Below are 18236 nucleotides of genomic sequence, written 5' to 3'. Positions count from 1 at the left end.
CGTGCCTGGCCTTGTTCTTAACGGGAAGCGGCCGCGGCTGCGGGCTCGGCATAACGCGTGACCTTCAGGCCCGCTGTCAATACATGCACGCCAGCGGTCACGACCTCCTGGCCGGGCACGAGTCCGCCAGACACCACCACCTCGTTGCCATCGGCACCGGCCACCTGGATGGGCTGCAGCTTCAAGGTCATGGTCTTGCCATCGAGCAGCCAGACCGACGTCTTGCCCTGCTGCTCCAGCACCGCCGTCAGCGGCAGCTTGATCACATCCGCCTGCTTTGGCAGCTCCAGCAGCACGGTCGCCGTCTGGCCCAGACGCGCATCGAGCTTGCCGGCATCAGCCTTGATCAAGAAGGTGCGCGTGGTGGGGTCGGCCGCCGCCGACACCTCGCGCAGCTGTACCGGCTGCACCGCCTGCTCGCTACCCCAGAGCTTGACGGTCAGCGCGCCGGGCCGGCTGGCCGCCGCGCGCAGGCTCGCAATCATCTGCTCGGGTACAGAGAACACCACGTCTTTGGGCCCCGCATGGGCCAGTTGCAGCACCGGCGTTCCGGCCGCCACAACCATACCCGGCTCGGCGTACACCGCCGTCACCACACCGCCGGCATCAGCCGTCAGTTGCGCATAGGCCGACTGATTGCTCTGGGCACTGGACTGCGCCTTGGCCTGGTCCAGCTGCGCCTGGGCTGCCTTGAAGGCGGCGTCGCGCCGCTCCAGCTCGGCCGCGCTGATGAAACCCTGCTGGTGCAACTCGATGAAACGCTTGTAGTCGGCACCAGCCTGGTCACGGTTGACGCGGGCGGCCTGCATGCCGGCGCGCGCCGCGTCCTGGGCCAGCAGCAGGTCTTGCGCATCGATGCGGGCCAACAGCTGACCCGGCTTGACGGTATCGCCCAGATTGACGCGGCGCTCCAACAGCTTGCCGCTGACCCGGAAGGACAAGCGCGACTCGGTGCGGGCGCGCAGCTCGGCCGCGTACTCATGCGTGAGCCCAGCACTGTCACTGGCCACCACCAGGGTTCGCACGGCCCGCTCGGGCTCGGGCGCAGGAGCGGGCTTGCTGCAGGCGGACAGCAGCAGGGCCGACGCCAGCAGCAGACCCAGGGATTGGACTTGGGACATGGGTAACCTCATCAAAGCCGGCAGCGCCGCAGTAACTGACTAATTGGTCAGTAATGTATTTGTCGCTTTGAGGCCTGTCAAACCCGGCGGTGCCTTGTTTTGGCGACCTCGCGCATCGGCGCACCCTGCGGTAGCGCACACAATGCCGGCCGTGAGCATAGAACACTACGAAAACTTTCCCGTCGCTTCCTGGCTATGTCCGCCGGCCCTGCGCCCAGCCATTGCCGCGATCTACCACTTCGCCCGTACTGCCGACGACATCGCCGACGAGGGCGAGGCTTCGGCTGACCAGCGCCTTGCAGAACTGCGCGCTTACCGCCTGGATCTGCAGGCGGTCTCGCGCGGCCAGCCAGCGTCGCCGCGCTGGGCCGCCCACGTCTTCTCGCCGCTCGGACCAGTGCTGCAGCGACACCGGCTGCCGTTGTCCCTGCTCGAAGCCCTGCTGGACGCCTTCGAGCAAGACCTGGTCAAGACCCGCTATGCCGATCGCGCCGAGCTGATCGACTACTGCCGCCGCTCGGCCGACCCGGTCGGTCGGCTGCTGCTGCATCTGTACGGCGTGGCCGACGCGCAGGCACTGCGCCAGTCGGACGCAATCTGCTCCAGCCTGCAGCTGATCAATTTCTGGCAAGACATGAGCCGCGACGGCCCGCGCGGTCGCGTCTACGCGCCCCAGCAAGACCTGTCGCGCCACGGCCTGAGTGCCGAGGCCCTTCAGCGCTGCGAAGACAGCCCCGCCGCCCGCGCCCTGCTGCGCGACTTGTGCGACTGGGCCGAGCGCCTGATGCACGAGGGCGCGCCGCTGGTGCACCGCCTGCCCGGCCGGGCCGGCTGGGAGCTGCGCCTGGTGGTACAAGGCGGCCTGCGCATTCTTGCGAAAATCAAGGCTATGGATCACGCCACCCTGCTCACCCGCCCCCGACTGCATGCAATAGACCTGCCCCCGATGTTGTGGCGAGCCCTGCGCATGCACGCGGGCAAGAACCCTCGCGCGGAGGCCAAGTGACGCCCGAGCAATACGTTCAGGACAAGGCGGCCAAAAGCGGATCGAGCTTTTACTACGCCTTCCTCTTTCTGCCGCCGCCGCGCCGCGCTGCGATCACCGCCTTCTACGCCTTCTGCCGCGAGATCGACGACGTGGTCGACGAGATCCAGGACCCCGGCATCGCCGCCACCAAGCTGGCCTGGTGGCGCAAGGAGGCCGCGGGCGCCTTTGCCGGCTCGCCTCAGCATCCGGCGATGAAGGCGCTGATGCCCCATGTGGCCGACTACGACATCCGGCTCGAGCATCTGATGGCCGTCATCGAGGGCTGCCAGATGGACCTGGAGCAGACCCGCTATCTGGACTACCCGGGCCTGCAGCGCTACTGCCATCTGGTGGCCGGCGTGGTCGGCGAGGTGGCCTCGGGGATATTCGGCCGCAGCGAGCCGGCCACTATCGCCTACGCCCACAAGCTCGGCCAGGCCCTGCAGCTAACCAATATCATCCGCGATGTCGGCGACGATGCGCGGCGCGGCCGCATCTACCTGCCGATCTCTGAACTGCAGCAGTTCGATGTCAAGGCCCACGAGATTCTCAAGCGAGACAAGCCCTGGGGCTATAGCGAACGCTTCACCGCGCTGATGCAGTTCCAGGCCCGCCGCGCCCACGCGCTCTACAACGAAGCCTTCGCGCTACTGCCGGAGGCCGACCGCCGCGCGCAAAAGCCCGGACTGATGATGGCCCATATTTACCGCGCACTGCTGCGGGAAATCGAGGCTGAGCAGTTCCAGGTGCTGCACCAGCGCATCTCGCTGACGCCGCTGCGCAAGCTCTGGATCGCGATGAAGACCAATTGGCGCGGCCGATGATCGACCACTGCGTAACGGCTGTGCCGGCGCCCTCAAGCGATCTGAGCCTGGCCACAAACAGTCCCTGCCGACTGCTTGTGCCTGGCGACGGCCGAGCCGGGTCTGCAGCAGCCGCGCAATCATGAAGATCGCCATCGTCGGTGGCGGCTGGGCCGGCCTGGCTGCGGCGGTTGGGGCCACCGAAGCCGGGCACCGCGTGACGCTGATCGAGATGGCGCCACAGCTGGGCGGGCGTGCACGCAGCCTGGCGCAGCCGCCGCAGCTGGACAACGGCCAGCACATCCTGATCGGCGCCTACCGACAGAGCCTGGCGCTGATGCGCCGCGTGGGCGTCGATGCGGACCGCGCCCTGCTGCGTTTGCCGCTGCGCCTGCGCTACCCCGGGCACGAGGGTCTGAGGCTGCGGCCGGGGCCGCCGATATTGGCCTTTGCCCGCGCCGTGCTGAGCTACCGGGCCTGGCCGCTGGCGGCGCGCCTGCGCTTTCTGGGTCAGAGCCTGGTTTGGGCCTTGGCGGGGTTTCGCTGCGCGGCGGACCTGAGCGTGGCTCAGCTGTGCCGCCGCGTGCCCGAGCCGGTACGGCGCGAGCTGATCGCGCCGCTGTGTGTAGCCGCGCTGAACACGCCGGCCGAGCAGGCCAGCGCCCAGGTCTTTCTGCGCGTGCTGCGCGACGCCTTGTTCGACGGCCCCGGCTCCTCCGATCTGCTGCTGCCGCGCCGGCCGTTGAGCGAGCTGCTGGCCGAGCCGGCCGGGCAATGGCTGCAGGCGCACGGTGCTGAGATCCTGCTGGGCAGGCGCGTCCAGCAGCTGCGGGCCGAGGGCGCGGGCTGGTCGGTCGACGGCCAGCCCTTCGATGCCGTCGTGCTCGCCTGCCCGGCGCCGGAGGCGGCACGCCTGACCACGCCGCTGGCAGCGCACTGGGCGCGGCAGGCGGCGGCGTTGCGCTTCGAGCCCATCATCACCGTCTATCTGCACAGCCCCGGCTCCACCCTGCCCGCGCCTATGCTGGCCCTGCAGGATGGCCCGGCTGCGCCGGCGCAGTTCGCGTTCGATTTGGGCCAGCTGGGCCATGCGCCGGGCCGCTTCGCCTTCGTGATCAGCGGCGCGGCGGCATGGATCGAGCGCGGCCTGGAAGCGGCCGGTGCGGCCACGCTGGATCAGGCGCTGGCGGTACTGCGCTGGCACAGCCCGCCGAGCGTGCTGCGTGTGCTCGCCGAGAAGCGCGCCACCTTTGCCTGCACGCCAGGACTGCAGCGCCCGCCGGCGGCGATCGCACCGGGGCTGTGGGCGGCCGGTGACTATATCGACGGCCCCTACCCGGCCACGCTGGAGGGCGCGGTACGCGCCGGTCAGGCGGCTGCGGCAGCCATCAAACAGGCCTGATCAGGGCTGATCCGGCTGACGCGCAAAGGGTGCCGCCAGCGGCTCGCCGACGAACACACTCTGCGCCGGCCACAGCACGCTGCGCCAATACGCCTCCAGCGCGCTTACGCCCTGCAGATAGTTCAGCAACAGCAGTTGCGGATGCGGGAACTTCTGCAAATGGTTGCAGGGCTCGCTGACCGCGCCGTGGCTGGCGGTAGCACCCGCCGCTATCCAGTCCAGCGCACTCATCTGCGGGCCGCTGGTGCGCTCCAATTGCCCGCCCAGCGAGGTCAGATGGTCGGCCAGGGCGCCGGGCAGGAAGGGAATCTGATCCAGCCCCTCGACCCGCGCCAGCCCGGTCTGGTAGAGCACCACTTCGGCCAGCGGCGGCAGCTGGCCTTGATCGAGCTGGCGCACCTCGACGCCCCAGGCCCACAGCCGACCCGGCGGCGGAAACAGTGGCGCACGCACATTGCGAGCCTTGTCGGTCGTACTGGCGAACACCGCCTGCACTGGCGGCGTGCCGCGCTGCGCCAGGCTGTGGTCGGCGGCCACGCCGCGGTCGATCAGCGAGCGGGCCTGCTCGACCGAGCGCGCGGCCAACAGCATGGCCGGCCGCAAGCCGAGATCGCTGAAGGGCTTGTGGCCGGTGTAGGCCACATAGGGCGAGGGTTTGGAAGGCGCACAACTGTGCTTGCACAGCTCGCCTTGAAAGCCCAGAGCCAGCGCGCCGGTGATGGCATTGCAGGCCACCGCATAGGGCTGGCTCCAGGCCAAGGCCAGTGCCTGAACCCGGCCCGGCAGGCGCCGCTGCAGCTGCGCCTGCAACTCATCGAACTCGGCCGGGCTCAAGCTCGGCCGCAGCGGCAGCTCTAGCCTGACAACCTGCTCGGCGCTCAGGCCGCGCCGCAGGGCGTAGTGCTCACCCACCGCCACCGAATAGGGGTCGGCCGTATTGATCACCACGGCAATGTCGGCGGCCGTCAACCGCCCCGAGGTCGGCGGCACCCGCAACCATTGCGGGGCGGCTGGGGACTGGGCCTGAGCCTGAGCCTGAGCCTGGATCTGGGCCTGGGCGGGGGCGACCAGCATCAGCCCGACCAGCAGCGCGGCCACTGTCTTCATTTCGCCATGTAGAAACTTCACAAAATCCCGCACAATGAAACCATGAAAAACAAAGAGGGGCAGACGCCCGCAGTTCAAGTCCTGGAACGCGCCTTTACCTTGCTGGACGTTTTGGCCAGCCATCAGGACCCTGTGTCGCTCAAGCAGATCAGCGAAACCACCGGTCTACACCCCTCGACGGCGCACCGCATTCTCAACGACTTGGCGATCGGCCGTTTCGTCGACCGTCCCGAGGCCGGTAGTTATCGACTGGGCATGCGATTGCTGGAGTTGGGCAATCTGGTCAAGGCGCGGCTGGATGTGCGCGATGCGGCGCTGGGGCCCATGCGCGAGCTGCACAAGTTCACCCACCAGCCGGTCAATCTGTCTGTGCGCCAGGGTGACGAGATCGTCTATATCGAGCGTACTTACAGCGAGCGCTCGGGCATGCAGGTGGTGCGGGCCGTCGGTGGCCGGGCGCCGCTGCACCTGACCTCGGTGGGCAAGCTCTTCCTGGCCAGCGACGACGCCCAGCGGGTGCGTGCCTACGCGACCCGCACCGGCCTGGCCGGCCACACCCGAAACAGCCTGACCGAGATCGGCGCGCTGGAGCGCGAAATGGCCCTGGTGCGCCAGCGCGGCGTGGCGCGCGACGACGAGGAGCTGGAACTTGGTGTGCGCTGCATGGCTGCCGGCATCTACGACGACCAGGGCAAGCTGATTGCCGGTCTGTCGATTTCGGCGCCGGCAGACCGGCTGGAGGAGAGCTGGCTGGCGCGGCTGCGCGAGACGGCCGCCCAGATTTCGCAGGCGCTTGGCTACCGCGGCTGACCCAGAGCCCACCGAGCACAATCAGCCCCCCTCAGCCCTCTTTGCCCTCTCTCGCCACCGGACATGCGTTTCGCGTCCGGCGGTTCAAGCAAAACGCTGGGGTCGCCGGTGCAGAACCATTCCCCTTGCCCGGCTGGTAGAGGACTTTCACCTCCAACTAGGTGCGCCCTGCCGGGCACACCCAAAAAGAAAGCGCGCCATTGGCGCGCCTTGTTTGCCGGCCCCAGTCGTCCAGACTCAGCCAGAGATGCCCGGCAGCGCGGCGCTGACTTCAGGATTGGCGCTGATCCATTTGCGAACGCGCTCGGCATCGCCAATACGCGAATACTTGCCGGCCGAGTCCAAGAACACCAGGATCAGCTTGCGCCCGGCCATTTGCACCTGCATCACCAGGCAGCGGCCGGCCTCGTTGATGAAGCCGGTCTTCTGCAGGCCGATATCCCACGAACCGCTGCGCACCAGGCCGTTGGTGCTGTGAAAAGCCACCTGGCGACGGCCCAAGGTCACCAGATGCTCCTTGGAGGTCGACAGCTCGCGCAGCAGCGGAAACTCGTGCGCCACCCTCACCAGCGCGGCCAGATCCTTGGCGCTGCTCTGGTTGCGGCTGGACAGCCCGGTAGGCTCGACGTAATGGGTGTCGCTCATGCCCAGGGTCTGCGCCTTGTGGTTCATCGCCGCGACAAAGGCTTTCAAACCACCGGGATAGTGACGACCCAGTGCATTGGCGGCGCGGTTCTCCGACGACATCAGCGCCAGATGCAACATCTCGCTGCGGCTCAAGGTGGTGCCGATCGCCAGGCGTGAGCGGGTGCCCTTCTCGGTATCGATGTCTTCGTCGGTGACGGTCAGCATCTCATCGAGCGGCTGCTTGGCCTCGACAACAACCAGGGCAGTCATCAGCTTGGTGATGGATGCGATCGGCAGCACTGCCTGGGAGTTCTTGGACAGCAGCACCTCGTTGGTCTCCTGGTCCATCACCAGAGCCACGCTGGACTTCAGATCGAGCGGATCCTCGACCGCGTGCAGACCGTAAATTTGGCCAAACGAGGGCCGAGCCGGGGCGGAAGCCATCGCGGCCTTGCGCGGCGCCCGCAGGCTGCGCGCCACCGGCTTGGCCTTGCGCACCGTCTTGCCAGCCTTGCTGCTGCTTTTACTGGCACTGGCCGCATGGGCTTGCTGAGCCGGCAATAGCGATACGCCCGCTATGAGGGCGCAGCTCATCACCGCACTCGACAACAAAGTCACAAAAGTCTTCAATCCAGCCCCCAATGCTTGCGTCGCAAGTGTAGGTCAAAGGAAAAAGTCGGGCAAGATCAAAAACTTATGCGCGCCTCCTAAAGTGAAGCATCGCGTAACTTAGTTCCCAATCGACCCCGGTTCAGCCTTGCGCTGCGACTCTTTCGGTCTTGCTTTGCAGCTTGTTCAGTGCGCTCAAATATGCCTTGGCCGAGGCCACGACGATATCGGGGTCGGCACCAACGCCGTTCACCACGCGCCCGGCATGCTGCAAACGCACCGTGACTTCGCCCTGTGATTCTGTGCTGCCGCTGGTGATCGCATTGACCGAATAAAGCAGCAGTTCGGCGCCACTTTGTACTTTGGACTCGATGGCACGCAGGCTGGCGTCAACCGGGCCGTTGCCATCGCTCTGAGCATGGTGCTCGACTCCGCCGGCCGCAAAAGCGACTTTGGCATGGGGGCGCTCGCCGGTCTCTGAGTGCTGGGACAGTGCCAGCAGCCGGTAGTGTTCCTGCTCGGCGGTGACCGACTCGTCCATCACCAGTGCGATGATGTCTTCGTCGAAAATCTCGTTCTTGCGGTCGGCCAGGTCCTTGAAGCGCACGAAGGCGGCATTGATCTCGGCCTCAGACTCCAGCGCAATGCCCAGCTCCTGCAAGCGCTGCTTGAAGGCATTGCGGCCGCTGAGCTTGCCCAGCACGATCTTGTTGGCGCTCCAGCCCACATCCTCGGCCCGCATGATTTCGTAGGTGTCGCGCGCCTTCAGCACGCCGTCCTGGTGGATGCCAGAGGCATGGGCGAAGGCATTGGCGCCAACCACGGCCTTGTTGGGCTGAACCACGAATCCGGTGGTTTGCGATACCAGGCGCGAGGCCGCGACGATCTGGGTCGCATCGATGCCGACATCCAGGCCGAAGTAATCGCGCCGGGTCTTGACCGCCATCACCACCTCCTCCAGAGAGCAGTTGCCGGCTCGCTCGCCCAGGCCGTTGATCGTGCACTCGATCTGGCGCGCGCCGCCTATCATCACCCCGGCCAGCGAGTTGGCCACCGCCATGCCCAGGTCGTTGTGGCAGTGCACGCTCCAGATTGCCTGGTCGGCGTTGGGCACGCGCTCGCGCAGGTTCTTGATGAAATTGCCGTAGAGCTCGGGGATGGCGTAGCCGACCGTGTCGGGGATGTTGATCGTGCGCGCGCCTTCCTTGATCACTGCCTCGACGACGCGGGCCAGAAACTCCGGATCGGAGCGGTAACCGTCCTCGGGCGAGAACTCCACATCGTCGGTCAGATTGCGGGCGAAACGCACCGCTTGGATGGCCTGCTCCAGCACCTGCTCGCGCGTCATGCGCAGCTTCTTCTCCATATGGAGCTCGCTGGTGGCGATGAAGGTGTGGATGCGCGAGCGCGCTGCGCCCTTGAGTGCCTCGGCCGCGCGCGCGATGTCGCGGTCATTGGCCCGGGCCAGCGAGCAGATCGTGCTGTCGCGCACCGCGTCGGCAATCGCCTTGACGGCCTCGAAGTCACCATTGCTGGAGGCCGCGAAACCGGCCTCGATCACATCGACCTTGAGCCGTTCCAGCTGGCGCGCAATGCGCAGCTTCTCGTCCTTGGTCATCGAGGCGCCGGGCGATTGCTCGCCGTCGCGCAAGGTGGTGTCAAAAATAATCAACTGCTGGCTCATGAGCGGGCTCCCAATAGATGTACTCAGGCGGTTACGGAGGTGGCGAACTGCAGCTGGCCACGCTGCGCGGCACGGCGCAGGCCGGAGCTGATGGCCTTCAACGAGGCCGAGACGATGTTGGCGTCGATGCCGACACCGAACAGTGTCAGCGCGTCGCCGATGCGCAGCTCCAGATAGGCCACAGCCTTGGCGTCCGCACCGCTGCCGATCGAATGCTCGTGATAGTCGAGCACGCGCACGGCCGAGGCCAGCTGGGCGTTCAGACCGTTGATGAAGGCGTCGATGGGCCCGCTGCCCTCACCCTGCACTTGCAGCTGTCGCTCGCGCAAATCGGCGCTGGCGCGCAGGCTGACCCGGCCCTCGGCCGACTCGCTGATTGACGGATGCAGGGCCGCACCGGCGCTGATGCCGTATTCGCGGTCGAAGATACCCCAGATGTCGGCGGCGCTGAGTTCCTTGCCGCTGTCGTCCATCACGGCCTGCACGGCCTGGCTGAACTCGATCTGCAGGCGGCGCGGCAGTTCGACCCCGTACTCGGCCTCCAGCAAATAGGCGATGCCGCCCTTGCCCGACTGGCTGTTCACGCGTATGACCGCGTCATAGCTGCGGCCCAGGTCCTTCGGATCGACCGGCAGATAAGGCATGTCCCAGATGTCGCCGTCTTTGCGGGCGGCAAAGGCCTTCTTGATCGCGTCCTGATGCGAACCCGAGAACGAGGTGTAGACCAGATCGCCGGCATAGGGATGGCGCGGATGCACTGGCAGCTGAGTGCAGTGCTCGGCGCAGCGGCGCACCTCGTCAATGTCGGAGAAGTCCAGCTCGGGCGAAATGCCCTGCGTGTAGAGATTCAGCGCGATGTTGACGATGTCGACATTGCCGGTGCGCTCGCCGCTGCCGAACAGGCAGCCCTCGATGCGGTCGCCACCGGCCATCAGTGCGAACTCGGCCGCAGCCGTGCCGGTGCCGCGGTCATTGTGCGGATGAATGGACAGCACGACGCTATCGCGGCGTTCGATATGGCGGTGCATCCACTCGACCATGTCGGCAAAGATGTTCGGCGTCGAATGCTCGACGGTGGCCGGCAAGTTGATGATGACCTTGCGCTCGGGCGTCGCGTCCCAGGCCTGGGTCACCGCATCGACAACGCGCTTGGAGAACGCCAGCTCCGTGCCGGAGAACATCTCGGGCGAGTACTGAAACTGGAACTCGGTATCCGGCTGATCAGCAGCCATGCGCCGGATCATCTGTGTGTGCGTGACGGCCAGCTCGACGATCTGGTCCTCGTCCATGCCCAAGACGACCTTGCGCATCACCGGCGCGACCGCGTTGTACAGATGAACGATGACTCTGCGCGCGCCGCGCAGCGACTCGAAGGTGCGCTCGATCAGCGGCTGGCGCGCCTGGGTCAGCACCTGGATGGTCACGTCGTTCGGGATGAGGTTTCTCTCGATCAGCAGGCGCACGAAGTCGAAATCGGTCTGCGAGGCCGAGGGGAAACCGACCTCGATCTCCTTGAAGCCGATACGCACCAGCATCTCGAACATGCGCAGCTTGCGCTCGGCATCCATCGGCTCGATCAGGGCCTGGTTGCCGTCACGCAGATCGGTGCTCAGCCAGATCGGTGCGCGGCTGAGCTGGGCGTCCGGCCAGGTCCGGTCGCGCAGACCGATCGGCGCGAAGGCGCGGTACTTGACGTTGGGTTGCTTCAACATGGATCTTGCTTCCTGGTGAGTCTGGTTCGCAACCTGCAGACTCGAAAAGACCAACGGCCCGCTGCAGGGTGCATACGGGCCGTTGAGATCAAAAACGCTTGGACGTGCGCGATCAGCGAACCCGAGGTTCACCTAGTAGTAGCAGCGCGGTCACGGACAAGGTCTTCATAGATCGTAAATATAGCACGTGAGCTCAGCGATGCAGGCCCTGCTCATCGGGCTCGTCGGTCGATGTGGCGATCATGCTGACCTGCTTGCCCTTGGCCTTGCGCCAGAAATAGATCACATAACCCGACAGGCCATAGGCGCAGAAGATCGCGAACAGTCCGAGCGGTGGGTTCTGGCTGATCAGCACGATGGCCAGCGCGATCGCGACCAGCACCACGAAGGGCACGGTGCGCCGGGCGCCGACGACCTTGAAACTGTAGAACGGCGCGTTGGTCACCATTGACAAGCCCGCGAACAAGGTCATCCCAAACGCCGTCCAGACCACCCACGGCAGATGGGTGACTTGCTTGAATCCATAGTCATCAAAGGCCCAGATCATGCCGATCACGATGGCCGCGGCGGCCGGGCTGGGCAGGCCCTGGAAGAAGCGTTTGTCGACCACGCCGATATTGACGTTAAAGCGCGCCAGACGCAGCGCCGCGCCCGAGATATAGACAAAGGATGGAATCCAGCCGAGCTTGCCCATGTCCTTGAACGCCCAGACATAGACGATCAGCGCGGGCGCCGCGCCAAAGCTGACCATGTCCGACAGGCTGTCCATTTGCTCGCCGAATGCGCTCTGCGCATTGGTCATGCGCGCGACGCGGCCGTCCAGACTGTCGAGGACCGCGGCGCAGAAGATCGCGATGCAGGCCAGCTCGAAGCGGCCATTCATCGACATCACGATCGCGTAGAAGCCGGAGAACAGGGCTGCCAGCGTGATGGCATTGGGCAGCACATAAATGCCCTTGCGACGCGGGCGCACCGGAGCCGCCACGGTGTCTTCGTCCTCGTCCAGCAGCTCGGTCGGGCTCTTCTTGTTCGATTCGGTCATGGGGCGGGAGGATACAACAGGCAATTCAAAGAAAAAGCCGCGAGGCCTGAGGGCTTCGCGGCTTTCGAATCCGGATTGCCGGATCAGTTCTTGCTTTGGTCGACCAGGCGATTCTTCTTGATCCAGGGCATCATCGCGCGCAGCTTCTCGCCGACCTGCTCAATCTGGTGCTCCGAGGTCAGGCGGCGACGGCTCAGCAAGGTCGGTGCGCCGGCCTTGTTCTCGAGGATGAAGCTCTTGGCGTACTCGCCGGTCTGGATGTCCTTGAGGCACTGGCGCATCGCCTCCTTGGTGGCTTCGGTGACGACCTTGGGACCGGTCACGTACTCGCCGTACTCCGCATTGTTGGAGATCGAGTAGTTCATGTTGGCGATACCGCCTTCATAAATCAGATCGACGATCAGCTTGAGCTCGTGCAGGCACTCGAAGTAGGCCATCTCGGGCGCGTAGCCGGCTTCCACCAGGGTCTCAAAACCGGCCTTGATCAGCTCGACGGCTCCGCCGCAGAGCACGGCCTGCTCGCCAAACAGATCGGTTTCGGTCTCTTCGCGGAAGTTGGTCTCGATGATGCCGGCCTTGCCGCCACCGTTGGCCGAGGCGTAGCTCAGCGCAAGATCACGGGCCTTGCCGGTCTTGTCGGCATAGACGGCGATCAGGTGGGGCACGCCGCCACCTTGGGTGTAGGTGCCGCGCACCGTATGGCCGGGGGCCTTGGGGGCGACCATCCAGACGTCCAGGTCGGCACGCGGCGTGACTTGGCCGTAGTGGACATTGAAGCCGTGGGCGAAAGCCAACGAGGCGCCTTGCTTGATATTGGGCTCGACTTCGCGCTTGTAGACCTCGGCGATTTGTTCATCGGGCAGCAGAATCATCACGACGTCGGCTGCCTTGACCGCATCAGCGATCTCGGCGACCTTCAGGCCGGCGTTCTCGGCCTTGGCCCAGGAAGCGCCGCCGCGGCGCAGACCGACGGTGACCTTGACGCCGCTGTCGTTGAGATTTTGCGCATGGGCATGGCCTTGTGAGCCGTAGCCGATGATGGTGACGTTCTTGCCTTTGATCAGGCTCAGGTCGGCGTCCTTGTCGTAATAAACGTTCATGTCGTGCTCCAGGAAAAAACGGGTCGGGGGTTGTTGGGTGGGGAAAATCTAGAAACTCAGACGCGAAGGATGCGCTCACCACGGCCGATGCCGCTGGTGCCGGTGCGCACCGTCTCCAGGATGGAGCCGCGGTCCAGCGCGCCGATGAAGGCGTCGAGCTTGGAGGCCGTGCCGGTCAGCTCGATCGTGTAAGTCTTCTCGGTGACGTCGATGACGCGGCCACGGAAGATGTCGGCGGTGCGCTTCATCTCCTCGCGCTCCTTGCCGACCGCCCGCACCTTGATGAGCATCAGCTCGCGTTCGGTGAAGTTCCCCTCGGTCAGGTCGACCACCTTGACCACCTCGATCAGGCGGTTCAGATGCTTGGTGATCTGCTCGATCACCTCGTCCGAGCCGGTCGTGACGATGGTCATGCGCGACAGCGAGGAATCCTCGGTGGGCGCCACCGTCAGGCTCTCGATGTTGTAGCCGCGGGCCGAGAACAGTGCGACGACGCGCGACAGCGCGCCCGGCTCGTTCTCGATGAGCAGTGCAATGATGTGTTTCATAGAGTCTCGTCCTTCGCGCTCTTCAAGCCGGCGGCGGTAACCGACGGCTCTTGGCCACGCTCTTCGATTGAAAGGGAGTCGGTCCGGGCCTTGGGATTCGTCGACCAGACTTTCGGCGCTGCGCGGTAACGCAGCAGCCCCGGCCTGGCTTGTCGAAACTCAGAGGTCTTCGGACCCCAGCAGCATTTCCGAGATGCCCTTGCCCGCCTTGACCATGGGCCAGACGTTCTCGGTCGGATCGGTGCGGATGTCCAGGAACACCGTGCGATCCTTCAGACGCATCGCCTCGCGCAGCGCGCCCTCGACATCGCCGGGCTTCTCCACCAGCAGGCCGACGTGGCCATAGGCCTCGGCCAGCTTGACGAAGTCAGGCAGCGCTTCCATATAGCTGTGCGAGTAGCGCTTGCCGTAGTCCAGCTCCTGCCACTGGCGCACCATGCCCAGGTAGCGGTTGTTCAGCGAGACGACCTTGACCGGCGTGTTGTACTGCTTGCAGGTCGACAGCTCCTGGATGCACATCTGGATCGAGCCTTCACCGGTGATGCAAAACACATCCGATTCCGGCTTGGCCAGCTTGATACCCATCGCATAGGGCAGGCCCACCCCCATGGTGCCCAGGCCGCCAGAGTTGATCCAGCGGCGCGGCTCCTCGAAGCCGTAGAACTGCGCGGCCCACATTTGATGCTGCCCGACGTCCGAGGTCACATAAGTGTCGCGGTTGCGGGTCAGGTTCCACAGCGTCTGGACCACCATCTGCGGCTTGATGACGGCGCTGTCCTTGTCATAGGCCAGGCAATCGCGACCACGCCACTCGTTGATTTGGCTCCACCAGCTGTTCAAAGCCTGGCTGTCGGGCTTGGCTTGGGCTTCCTTGAGCTGATGGATCAGCTCCTGCAGCACGTCCTTGACGTCACCGACGATGGGAATGTCCACCCTCACCCGCTTGGAGATCGACGAGGGGTCGATGTCCACATGGATGATCTTGCGCTCGACCGAGCCGAAATGCTGCGGGTTGCCGATCACTCGGTCGTCAAAGCGGGCGCCGACGGCCAGCAGAACATCACAGTTCTGCATCGTCATATTCGCTTCGTAAGTGCCGTGCATGCCCAGCATACCCAGAAAGCGCGGGTCGCTGGCAGGCATCGCACCCAGACCCATCAGGGTGTTGGTGCAGGGATAGCCCAGCAGGTTCACCAGCTCGCGCAGCTCGGCCGAGGCCTCGCCCAGCACCACGCCACCGCCGGTGTAGATATAGGGGCGCTTGGCCTGCAAGAGCAGCTGCACGGCCTTGCGGATCTGGCCCGAATGGCCCTTGCGCACCGGGTTGTAGCTGCGCATCTCCACATGCTGCGGATAGGCGAAGTGCGTCTTGTACAGCGACACATCCTTCGGGATATCCACCACAACCGGGCCGGGCCGGCCGGTGCGGGCGATGTGAAAGGCCTTTTTCATCGTCATCGCCAGATCGCGCACATCCTTGACCAGGAAGTTGTGCTTGACGATGGGGCGGGTGATGCCAACGGTGTCGCATTCTTGGAACGCGTCCAGTCCGATGGCCGGTGTCGGCACCTGGCCGGTCACGATCACCATCGGAATCGAGTCCATGTAGGCGGTCGCGATGCCGGTGATCGCATTGGTGACGCCGGGACCCGAGGTCACCAGGGCCACGCCGACATCGCCGGTGGCACGGGCATAGCCGTCGGCCGCATGGACCGCTGCTTGCTCATGGCGCACCAGCACATGCTGGATGGTGTCTTGTTTGTACAGTGCGTCGTAGATGTACAGCACTGCGCCGCCCGGGTAGCCCCAAAGGTACTTGACACCTTCGGCCTGCAGGCAGCGAACGAGGATCTCCGAGCCGTTGAGCTCCGAAGACACGGGGGAAGATGAGGGGGAATGCAGTTGTGCCGCGGTGGCACGCTTGACTTCCGCGCTAGACATGTCCATTTCGAACCTCTGTGAATTTCTCTGACGAAAAACCATTGGTGCTCCTTCTCGCGCCCTCGTGAGGCGGATGTGGAGCCTGCGCGATCAAAAAGGTGGCGCCCCAGTCGGGCGGCCAGCTAAAGACCAAATTCAGCTCTTGTGCGAAGCAGCATTATGCACGGACTTGCCGCTTATTCGCCATTTCGATGAAGACTGACGGGCCTAATGCAATAATTCGCGGCGTTTTCGCCAGCTCAGGGCTCGCCCGCCAAACTTTTGGCCACCGAAAAAGAACTCAACGAATTCCTCCGCAGCGTCGAAAAAAGGGCGTTCAAACGCAGCGCCTATATGGTGCGCGACGACGATGCCGCCCTGGACATCGTGCAGGACGCCATGATCCGCCTGGCCGAAAAATACTTCGACCGCCCGGCGGCAGAGCTGCCGCTGTTGTTCCAGCGCATCTTGTCGAACGCGACGATGGACTGGTTTCGCCGGCAAAAGGTGCGGCGCGCCGTGATGCAGAACATGTCAGACTTCGAGTCTGCGGATGCCGACGGCGACTTCGACCTGCTGGAATCACTCGAAACCCGCGATGGTGCCCTCGGGGCGCTGAGCGCGGCAGATGAAGTGTCGAGGCAGCAAGTCCTGCAGGCAATCGACAAGGAAGTTTCGGAGTTGCCAACACGTCAACGCGAAGCCTTCTTGCTGCGTTACTGGGAAGAGCTGGATGTGGCGGAGACCGCATCCGTGATGGGGTGCTCGGAGGGCAGTGTCAAGACGCATTGCTCCCGGGCCGTCCATTCGCTTGCAAAATCATTGAAGGCCAAGGGAATCACACTATGAACAAGCCTCAGCGTTCGCATCTCGCACAAGAGCAGGACACCCTCGTGTCTCGCTTTGGCCTGCGCGTCGCCGCAGGCTTGACCGAACAGGGTGAGCATCTGTCGCAAGACGTTAGCGAGCGGCTGCGCTTTGCTCGCGAGCAGGCGCTGCTGAAAGCGCGCAGCGCGCGCGCCGCGCAGCCGCAGCTCGCCACCGAAGCGGTGCAGCAAGGCGGCGCGAGCCTGGCCTTGCGCGGCCCCGGCGGCGGCCGTTGGCTCAAGCTGGCCTCCTTGCTGCCCTTGCTGCTGCTGGTCCTGGGCCTGCTGCTGATCCAGCACAGCCAGTGGTACCAGCAGATCACCGCTGCCGCCGAAGTGGATGCCGCCTTGCTGTCCGACCAGTTGCCGCCGGCCGCCTATGGCGACCCGGGCTTCAGGGAGTACCTCAGCGACGAGGAGCAGGCTCAGCAGCCGCCCGAGCAGCAGCAACAGCAAGCGCGCGAGCAGAAGTAACGAGCCGGCCGCATGACATGTCCTGCCCCGGCGCTGCACTCAGCCCTTCCCCTCTCCCCCCGCTCCCGTTTCACACTGCGGGCCTTCAGCGCCGCCGTGCTGATTGCCTCGGCCCAGGCCCAAGTGCCGCCGCCGACCGGCACGGAGACGACGCAGCCATCTGAGCCGGCTGTCGCAGCCTCCGCAGCGTACCCGGTCAAAAAGCCAGCCACCGCCGATTCCAGCGCTCAGTGGCAGACACTGAACCCCGGCCAGCAACATCTGCTCGCGGCATTGGAGGGCGAGTGGAGCGAGATGGACCCGTCCCGCAAGGGCAAGTGGCTGGAACTGGCGGCCCGCTATCCCAGCCTGCCGGCCGATGAGCAGCTACGCGTGCAGGAGCGCATCAGCAGCTGGGCCAAGCTGAGCCCGGCAGAGCGCCAACAGGCCCGCCTGGGTTTTCGCGCCGCGCGCGAGCTCAAGGCCGATGAGCGACAGGCCAAGTGGGAGGCCTACCAGGCCCTGCCCACCGAGCGTCGCCAGGAACTGGCTGACAAGGCCGCCCAGAAGCTGAGTCAGCCCGGCGGCGGCGGCAAGCCGGGCGCACGTCCGGCCACCAAGTCGCCGGCGCCACCCACGGCAACGCCGCTGATGGTCCCTGTGCTTCCCAAGAACCAGCCCGAGCTGCCGCTGGGCCCGACGCTGCTGCAAGCCAAGCCCGGCGCCAGCACAGTGCTGATCAGCCAGGGCAAGGGCGCTCAACGTCCGACAGGCCGGGCCAAGCCCGGCTTCGATGCCAGCTTGGTCGACAGCGCTACCTTGCTGCCCAAGCCTGCCCGGCCACGCGCCTCAGACAACAATTGATCCACCGATGACTGAATCTTCTCGCGGCGCGGCCGGCGACGACGCCCCCGGCGTGGCCCGCCGCCTGGCCTGCTTCATTTACGAAGGCGTGCTGCTGTTTGGTGTGGTCTTCATCTCAGGCTATCTGTACTCGACTCTGACTCAGCAGCGCCATGCGATGCAGGGCCAGCATGGGCTGCAGGCCTTCTTGTTCATCGTGCTGGGCATTTACTTCGTCTGGTTCTGGTCGCACGGCGGCCAGACGGTAGCAATGAAGGCCTGGCATATCCGCGTCGTCGACAACCAGCAGCGCCCGCTGGGTCAGTGGCGCGCACTGGCGCGCTATGTGCTGAGCTGGCTGTGGTTTTTGCCTGCGCTGCTGAGCGTCTGGCTCCTGGGCCTGCATGGCCTGGGTGCGATCTTCGGCAGCCTGTTCGCCGGTGTGCTCGCCTACGCGGCGCTGGCCTGGCTGCATCCGCAGCGCCAGTTCCTTCACGACGCGATCTGTGGCACCCGGCTGATCACACAGCGCCCGGTCAAGCGCTGAAGCTGACGCGGCACA

At 65.2% G+C, this 18236-nt stretch carries 17 protein-coding genes; 8 read left to right on the top strand and 9 right to left on the bottom strand.

The window, feature by feature from the left end:
* Positions 1-17: 17 nt before the first annotated feature.
* Positions 18-1121 carry an efflux RND transporter periplasmic adaptor subunit gene (locus OOZ63_RS12275; protein ID WP_266005791.1) on the bottom strand — a complete coding sequence of 368 codons (1104 nt, stop codon included), beginning with the start codon at positions 1119-1121 and terminating at the stop codon, positions 18-20.
* A 142-nt stretch (positions 1122-1263) separates the two neighbouring features.
* Between OOZ63_RS12275 and hpnC the strand changes: the two genes are divergently transcribed.
* The 3 genes from hpnC (at position 1264) to hpnE (ending at position 4353) form a co-directional block, all read left to right on the top strand.
* Positions 1264-2127 (top strand): squalene synthase HpnC, encoded by an 864-nt coding sequence (hpnC, locus tag OOZ63_RS12270; RefSeq protein ID WP_266005790.1) that lies wholly within the window; start codon positions 1264-1266, stop codon positions 2125-2127.
* Positions 2124-2972, top strand: a complete 849-nt coding sequence (hpnD, locus tag OOZ63_RS12265) for a presqualene diphosphate synthase HpnD (protein ID WP_266005789.1) — start codon at positions 2124-2126, stop codon at positions 2970-2972. The genes hpnC and hpnD overlap by 4 nt, the downstream gene beginning before the upstream one ends.
* Before the next feature lie 121 nt (positions 2973-3093).
* On the top strand, positions 3094-4353 hold the full coding sequence (gene hpnE, locus OOZ63_RS12260; RefSeq protein WP_266005788.1) for a hydroxysqualene dehydroxylase HpnE: 1260 nt from the start codon (positions 3094-3096) through the stop codon (positions 4351-4353).
* On the opposite strand, the gene OOZ63_RS12255 is transcribed toward hpnE, so the two are convergent.
* Positions 4354-5460, bottom strand: a complete 1107-nt coding sequence (locus OOZ63_RS12255; RefSeq protein WP_266005787.1) for a TIGR03790 family protein — start codon at positions 5458-5460, stop codon at positions 4354-4356.
* Between the two features lie 42 nt (positions 5461-5502).
* On the opposite strand from OOZ63_RS12255, the gene OOZ63_RS12250 reads away from it, so the two are divergent.
* Positions 5503-6270, top strand: coding sequence for an IclR family transcriptional regulator (locus OOZ63_RS12250; protein ID WP_266005786.1), 768 nt, complete (start codon positions 5503-5505; stop codon positions 6268-6270).
* A gap of 237 nt (positions 6271-6507) precedes the next feature.
* Here OOZ63_RS12250 and pbpG read toward each other — a convergent pair whose 3' ends face one another.
* The 7 genes from pbpG to OOZ63_RS12215 form a co-directional block, all read right to left on the bottom strand.
* Positions 6508-7491 carry a D-alanyl-D-alanine endopeptidase gene (pbpG, locus tag OOZ63_RS12245; RefSeq protein WP_266005785.1) on the bottom strand — a complete coding sequence of 328 codons (984 nt, stop codon included), beginning with the start codon at positions 7489-7491 and terminating at the stop codon, positions 6508-6510.
* A 157-nt stretch (positions 7492-7648) separates the two neighbouring features.
* A complete protein-coding gene (locus OOZ63_RS12240) occupies positions 7649-9190 on the bottom strand; it encodes a 2-isopropylmalate synthase (protein WP_266005784.1) in 1542 nt (513 codons plus the stop codon).
* Positions 9191-9213: 23 nt separating this feature from the next.
* Positions 9214-10902 carry a 2-isopropylmalate synthase gene (leuA, locus tag OOZ63_RS12235; protein WP_266005783.1) on the bottom strand — a complete coding sequence of 563 codons (1689 nt, stop codon included), beginning with the start codon at positions 10900-10902 and terminating at the stop codon, positions 9214-9216.
* Between the two features lie 193 nt (positions 10903-11095).
* Positions 11096-11944, bottom strand: coding sequence for a CDP-diacylglycerol--serine O-phosphatidyltransferase (gene pssA / locus OOZ63_RS12230; protein WP_266005782.1), 849 nt, complete (start codon positions 11942-11944; stop codon positions 11096-11098).
* An 83-nt stretch (positions 11945-12027) separates the two neighbouring features.
* Positions 12028-13044: a ketol-acid reductoisomerase gene (ilvC, locus tag OOZ63_RS12225; protein WP_262969595.1), complete on the bottom strand. Its 1017-nt coding sequence runs from the start codon at positions 13042-13044 to the stop codon at positions 12028-12030.
* A gap of 56 nt (positions 13045-13100) precedes the next feature.
* Positions 13101-13592: an acetolactate synthase small subunit gene (ilvN, locus tag OOZ63_RS12220; RefSeq protein WP_266005781.1), complete on the bottom strand. Its 492-nt coding sequence runs from the start codon at positions 13590-13592 to the stop codon at positions 13101-13103.
* A 159-nt stretch (positions 13593-13751) separates the two neighbouring features.
* Positions 13752-15539: an acetolactate synthase 3 catalytic subunit gene (locus OOZ63_RS12215; protein WP_266005780.1), complete on the bottom strand. Its 1788-nt coding sequence runs from the start codon at positions 15537-15539 to the stop codon at positions 13752-13754.
* Positions 15540-15794: 255 nt separating this feature from the next.
* On the opposite strand from OOZ63_RS12215, the gene OOZ63_RS12210 reads away from it, so the two are divergent.
* Genes OOZ63_RS12210 through OOZ63_RS12195 form a run of 4 tightly spaced genes read left to right on the top strand, consistent with a single transcriptional unit; the run spans position 15795 to position 18221 of the window.
* Positions 15795-16361 carry an RNA polymerase sigma factor gene (locus tag OOZ63_RS12210; RefSeq protein ID WP_266005779.1) on the top strand — a complete coding sequence of 189 codons (567 nt, stop codon included), beginning with the start codon at positions 15795-15797 and terminating at the stop codon, positions 16359-16361.
* Entirely contained in the window at positions 16358-16852 is a 495-nt protein-coding gene (locus OOZ63_RS12205; RefSeq protein ID WP_266005778.1) for a DUF3619 family protein, read from the top strand. The genes OOZ63_RS12210 and OOZ63_RS12205 overlap by 4 nt, the downstream gene beginning before the upstream one ends.
* 12 nt (positions 16853-16864) lie before the next feature.
* The gene (locus tag OOZ63_RS12200; protein ID WP_266005777.1) at positions 16865-17695 is read left to right on the top strand and encodes a DUF3106 domain-containing protein; all 831 of its coding nucleotides are present in this window, start codon (positions 16865-16867) and stop codon (positions 17693-17695) included.
* 7 nt (positions 17696-17702) lie between these two features.
* Entirely contained in the window at positions 17703-18221 is a 519-nt protein-coding gene (locus OOZ63_RS12195) for an RDD family protein (protein ID WP_266005776.1), read from the top strand.
* The last annotated feature ends 15 nt before the right edge of the window (positions 18222-18236 follow it).

The organism is Paucibacter sp. PLA-PC-4 (assembly GCF_026241155.1).
Lineage (GTDB): Bacteria > Pseudomonadota > Gammaproteobacteria > Burkholderiales > Burkholderiaceae_C > Roseateles_E.
Note: the sequence above shows the minus strand (reverse complement) of the source record. Positions and strands in the feature narration are given on the sequence as shown.

Bases quoted from the DNA above. Each gene is read 5' to 3' on its own strand.
- OOZ63_RS12275 (WP_266005791.1), bottom strand. From the start codon at position 1,121: ATGTCCCAAGTCCAATCCCTGGGTCTGCTGCTGGCGTCGGCCCTGCTG.
- hpnC (WP_266005790.1), top strand. From the start codon at position 1,264: ATGCCGGCCGTGAGCATAGAACACTACGAAAACTTTCCCGTCGCTTCC.
- hpnE (WP_266005788.1), top strand. From the start codon at position 3,094: ATGAAGATCGCCATCGTCGGTGGCGGCTGGGCCGGCCTGGCTGCGGCG.
- OOZ63_RS12255 (WP_266005787.1), bottom strand. From the start codon at position 5,460: ATGAAGACAGTGGCCGCGCTGCTGGTCGGGCTGATGCTGGTCGCCCCC.
- OOZ63_RS12250 (WP_266005786.1), top strand. From the start codon at position 5,503: ATGAAAAACAAAGAGGGGCAGACGCCCGCAGTTCAAGTCCTGGAACGC.
- pbpG (WP_266005785.1), bottom strand. From the start codon at position 7,491: ATGAGCTGCGCCCTCATAGCGGGCGTATCGCTATTGCCGGCTCAGCAA.
- OOZ63_RS12240 (WP_266005784.1), bottom strand. From the start codon at position 9,190: ATGAGCCAGCAGTTGATTATTTTTGACACCACCTTGCGCGACGGCGAG.
- leuA (WP_266005783.1), bottom strand. From the start codon at position 10,902: ATGTTGAAGCAACCCAACGTCAAGTACCGCGCCTTCGCGCCGATCGGT.
- pssA (WP_266005782.1), bottom strand. From the start codon at position 11,944: ATGACCGAATCGAACAAGAAGAGCCCGACCGAGCTGCTGGACGAGGAC.
- ilvC (WP_262969595.1), bottom strand. From the start codon at position 13,044: ATGAACGTTTATTACGACAAGGACGCCGACCTGAGCCTGATCAAAGGC.
- ilvN (WP_266005781.1), bottom strand. From the start codon at position 13,592: ATGAAACACATCATTGCACTGCTCATCGAGAACGAGCCGGGCGCGCTG.
- OOZ63_RS12215 (WP_266005780.1), bottom strand. From the start codon at position 15,539: ATGGACATGTCTAGCGCGGAAGTCAAGCGTGCCACCGCGGCACAACTG.
- OOZ63_RS12205 (WP_266005778.1), top strand. From the start codon at position 16,358: ATGAACAAGCCTCAGCGTTCGCATCTCGCACAAGAGCAGGACACCCTC.
- OOZ63_RS12200 (WP_266005777.1), top strand. From the start codon at position 16,865: ATGACATGTCCTGCCCCGGCGCTGCACTCAGCCCTTCCCCTCTCCCCC.
- OOZ63_RS12195 (WP_266005776.1), top strand. From the start codon at position 17,703: ATGACTGAATCTTCTCGCGGCGCGGCCGGCGACGACGCCCCCGGCGTG.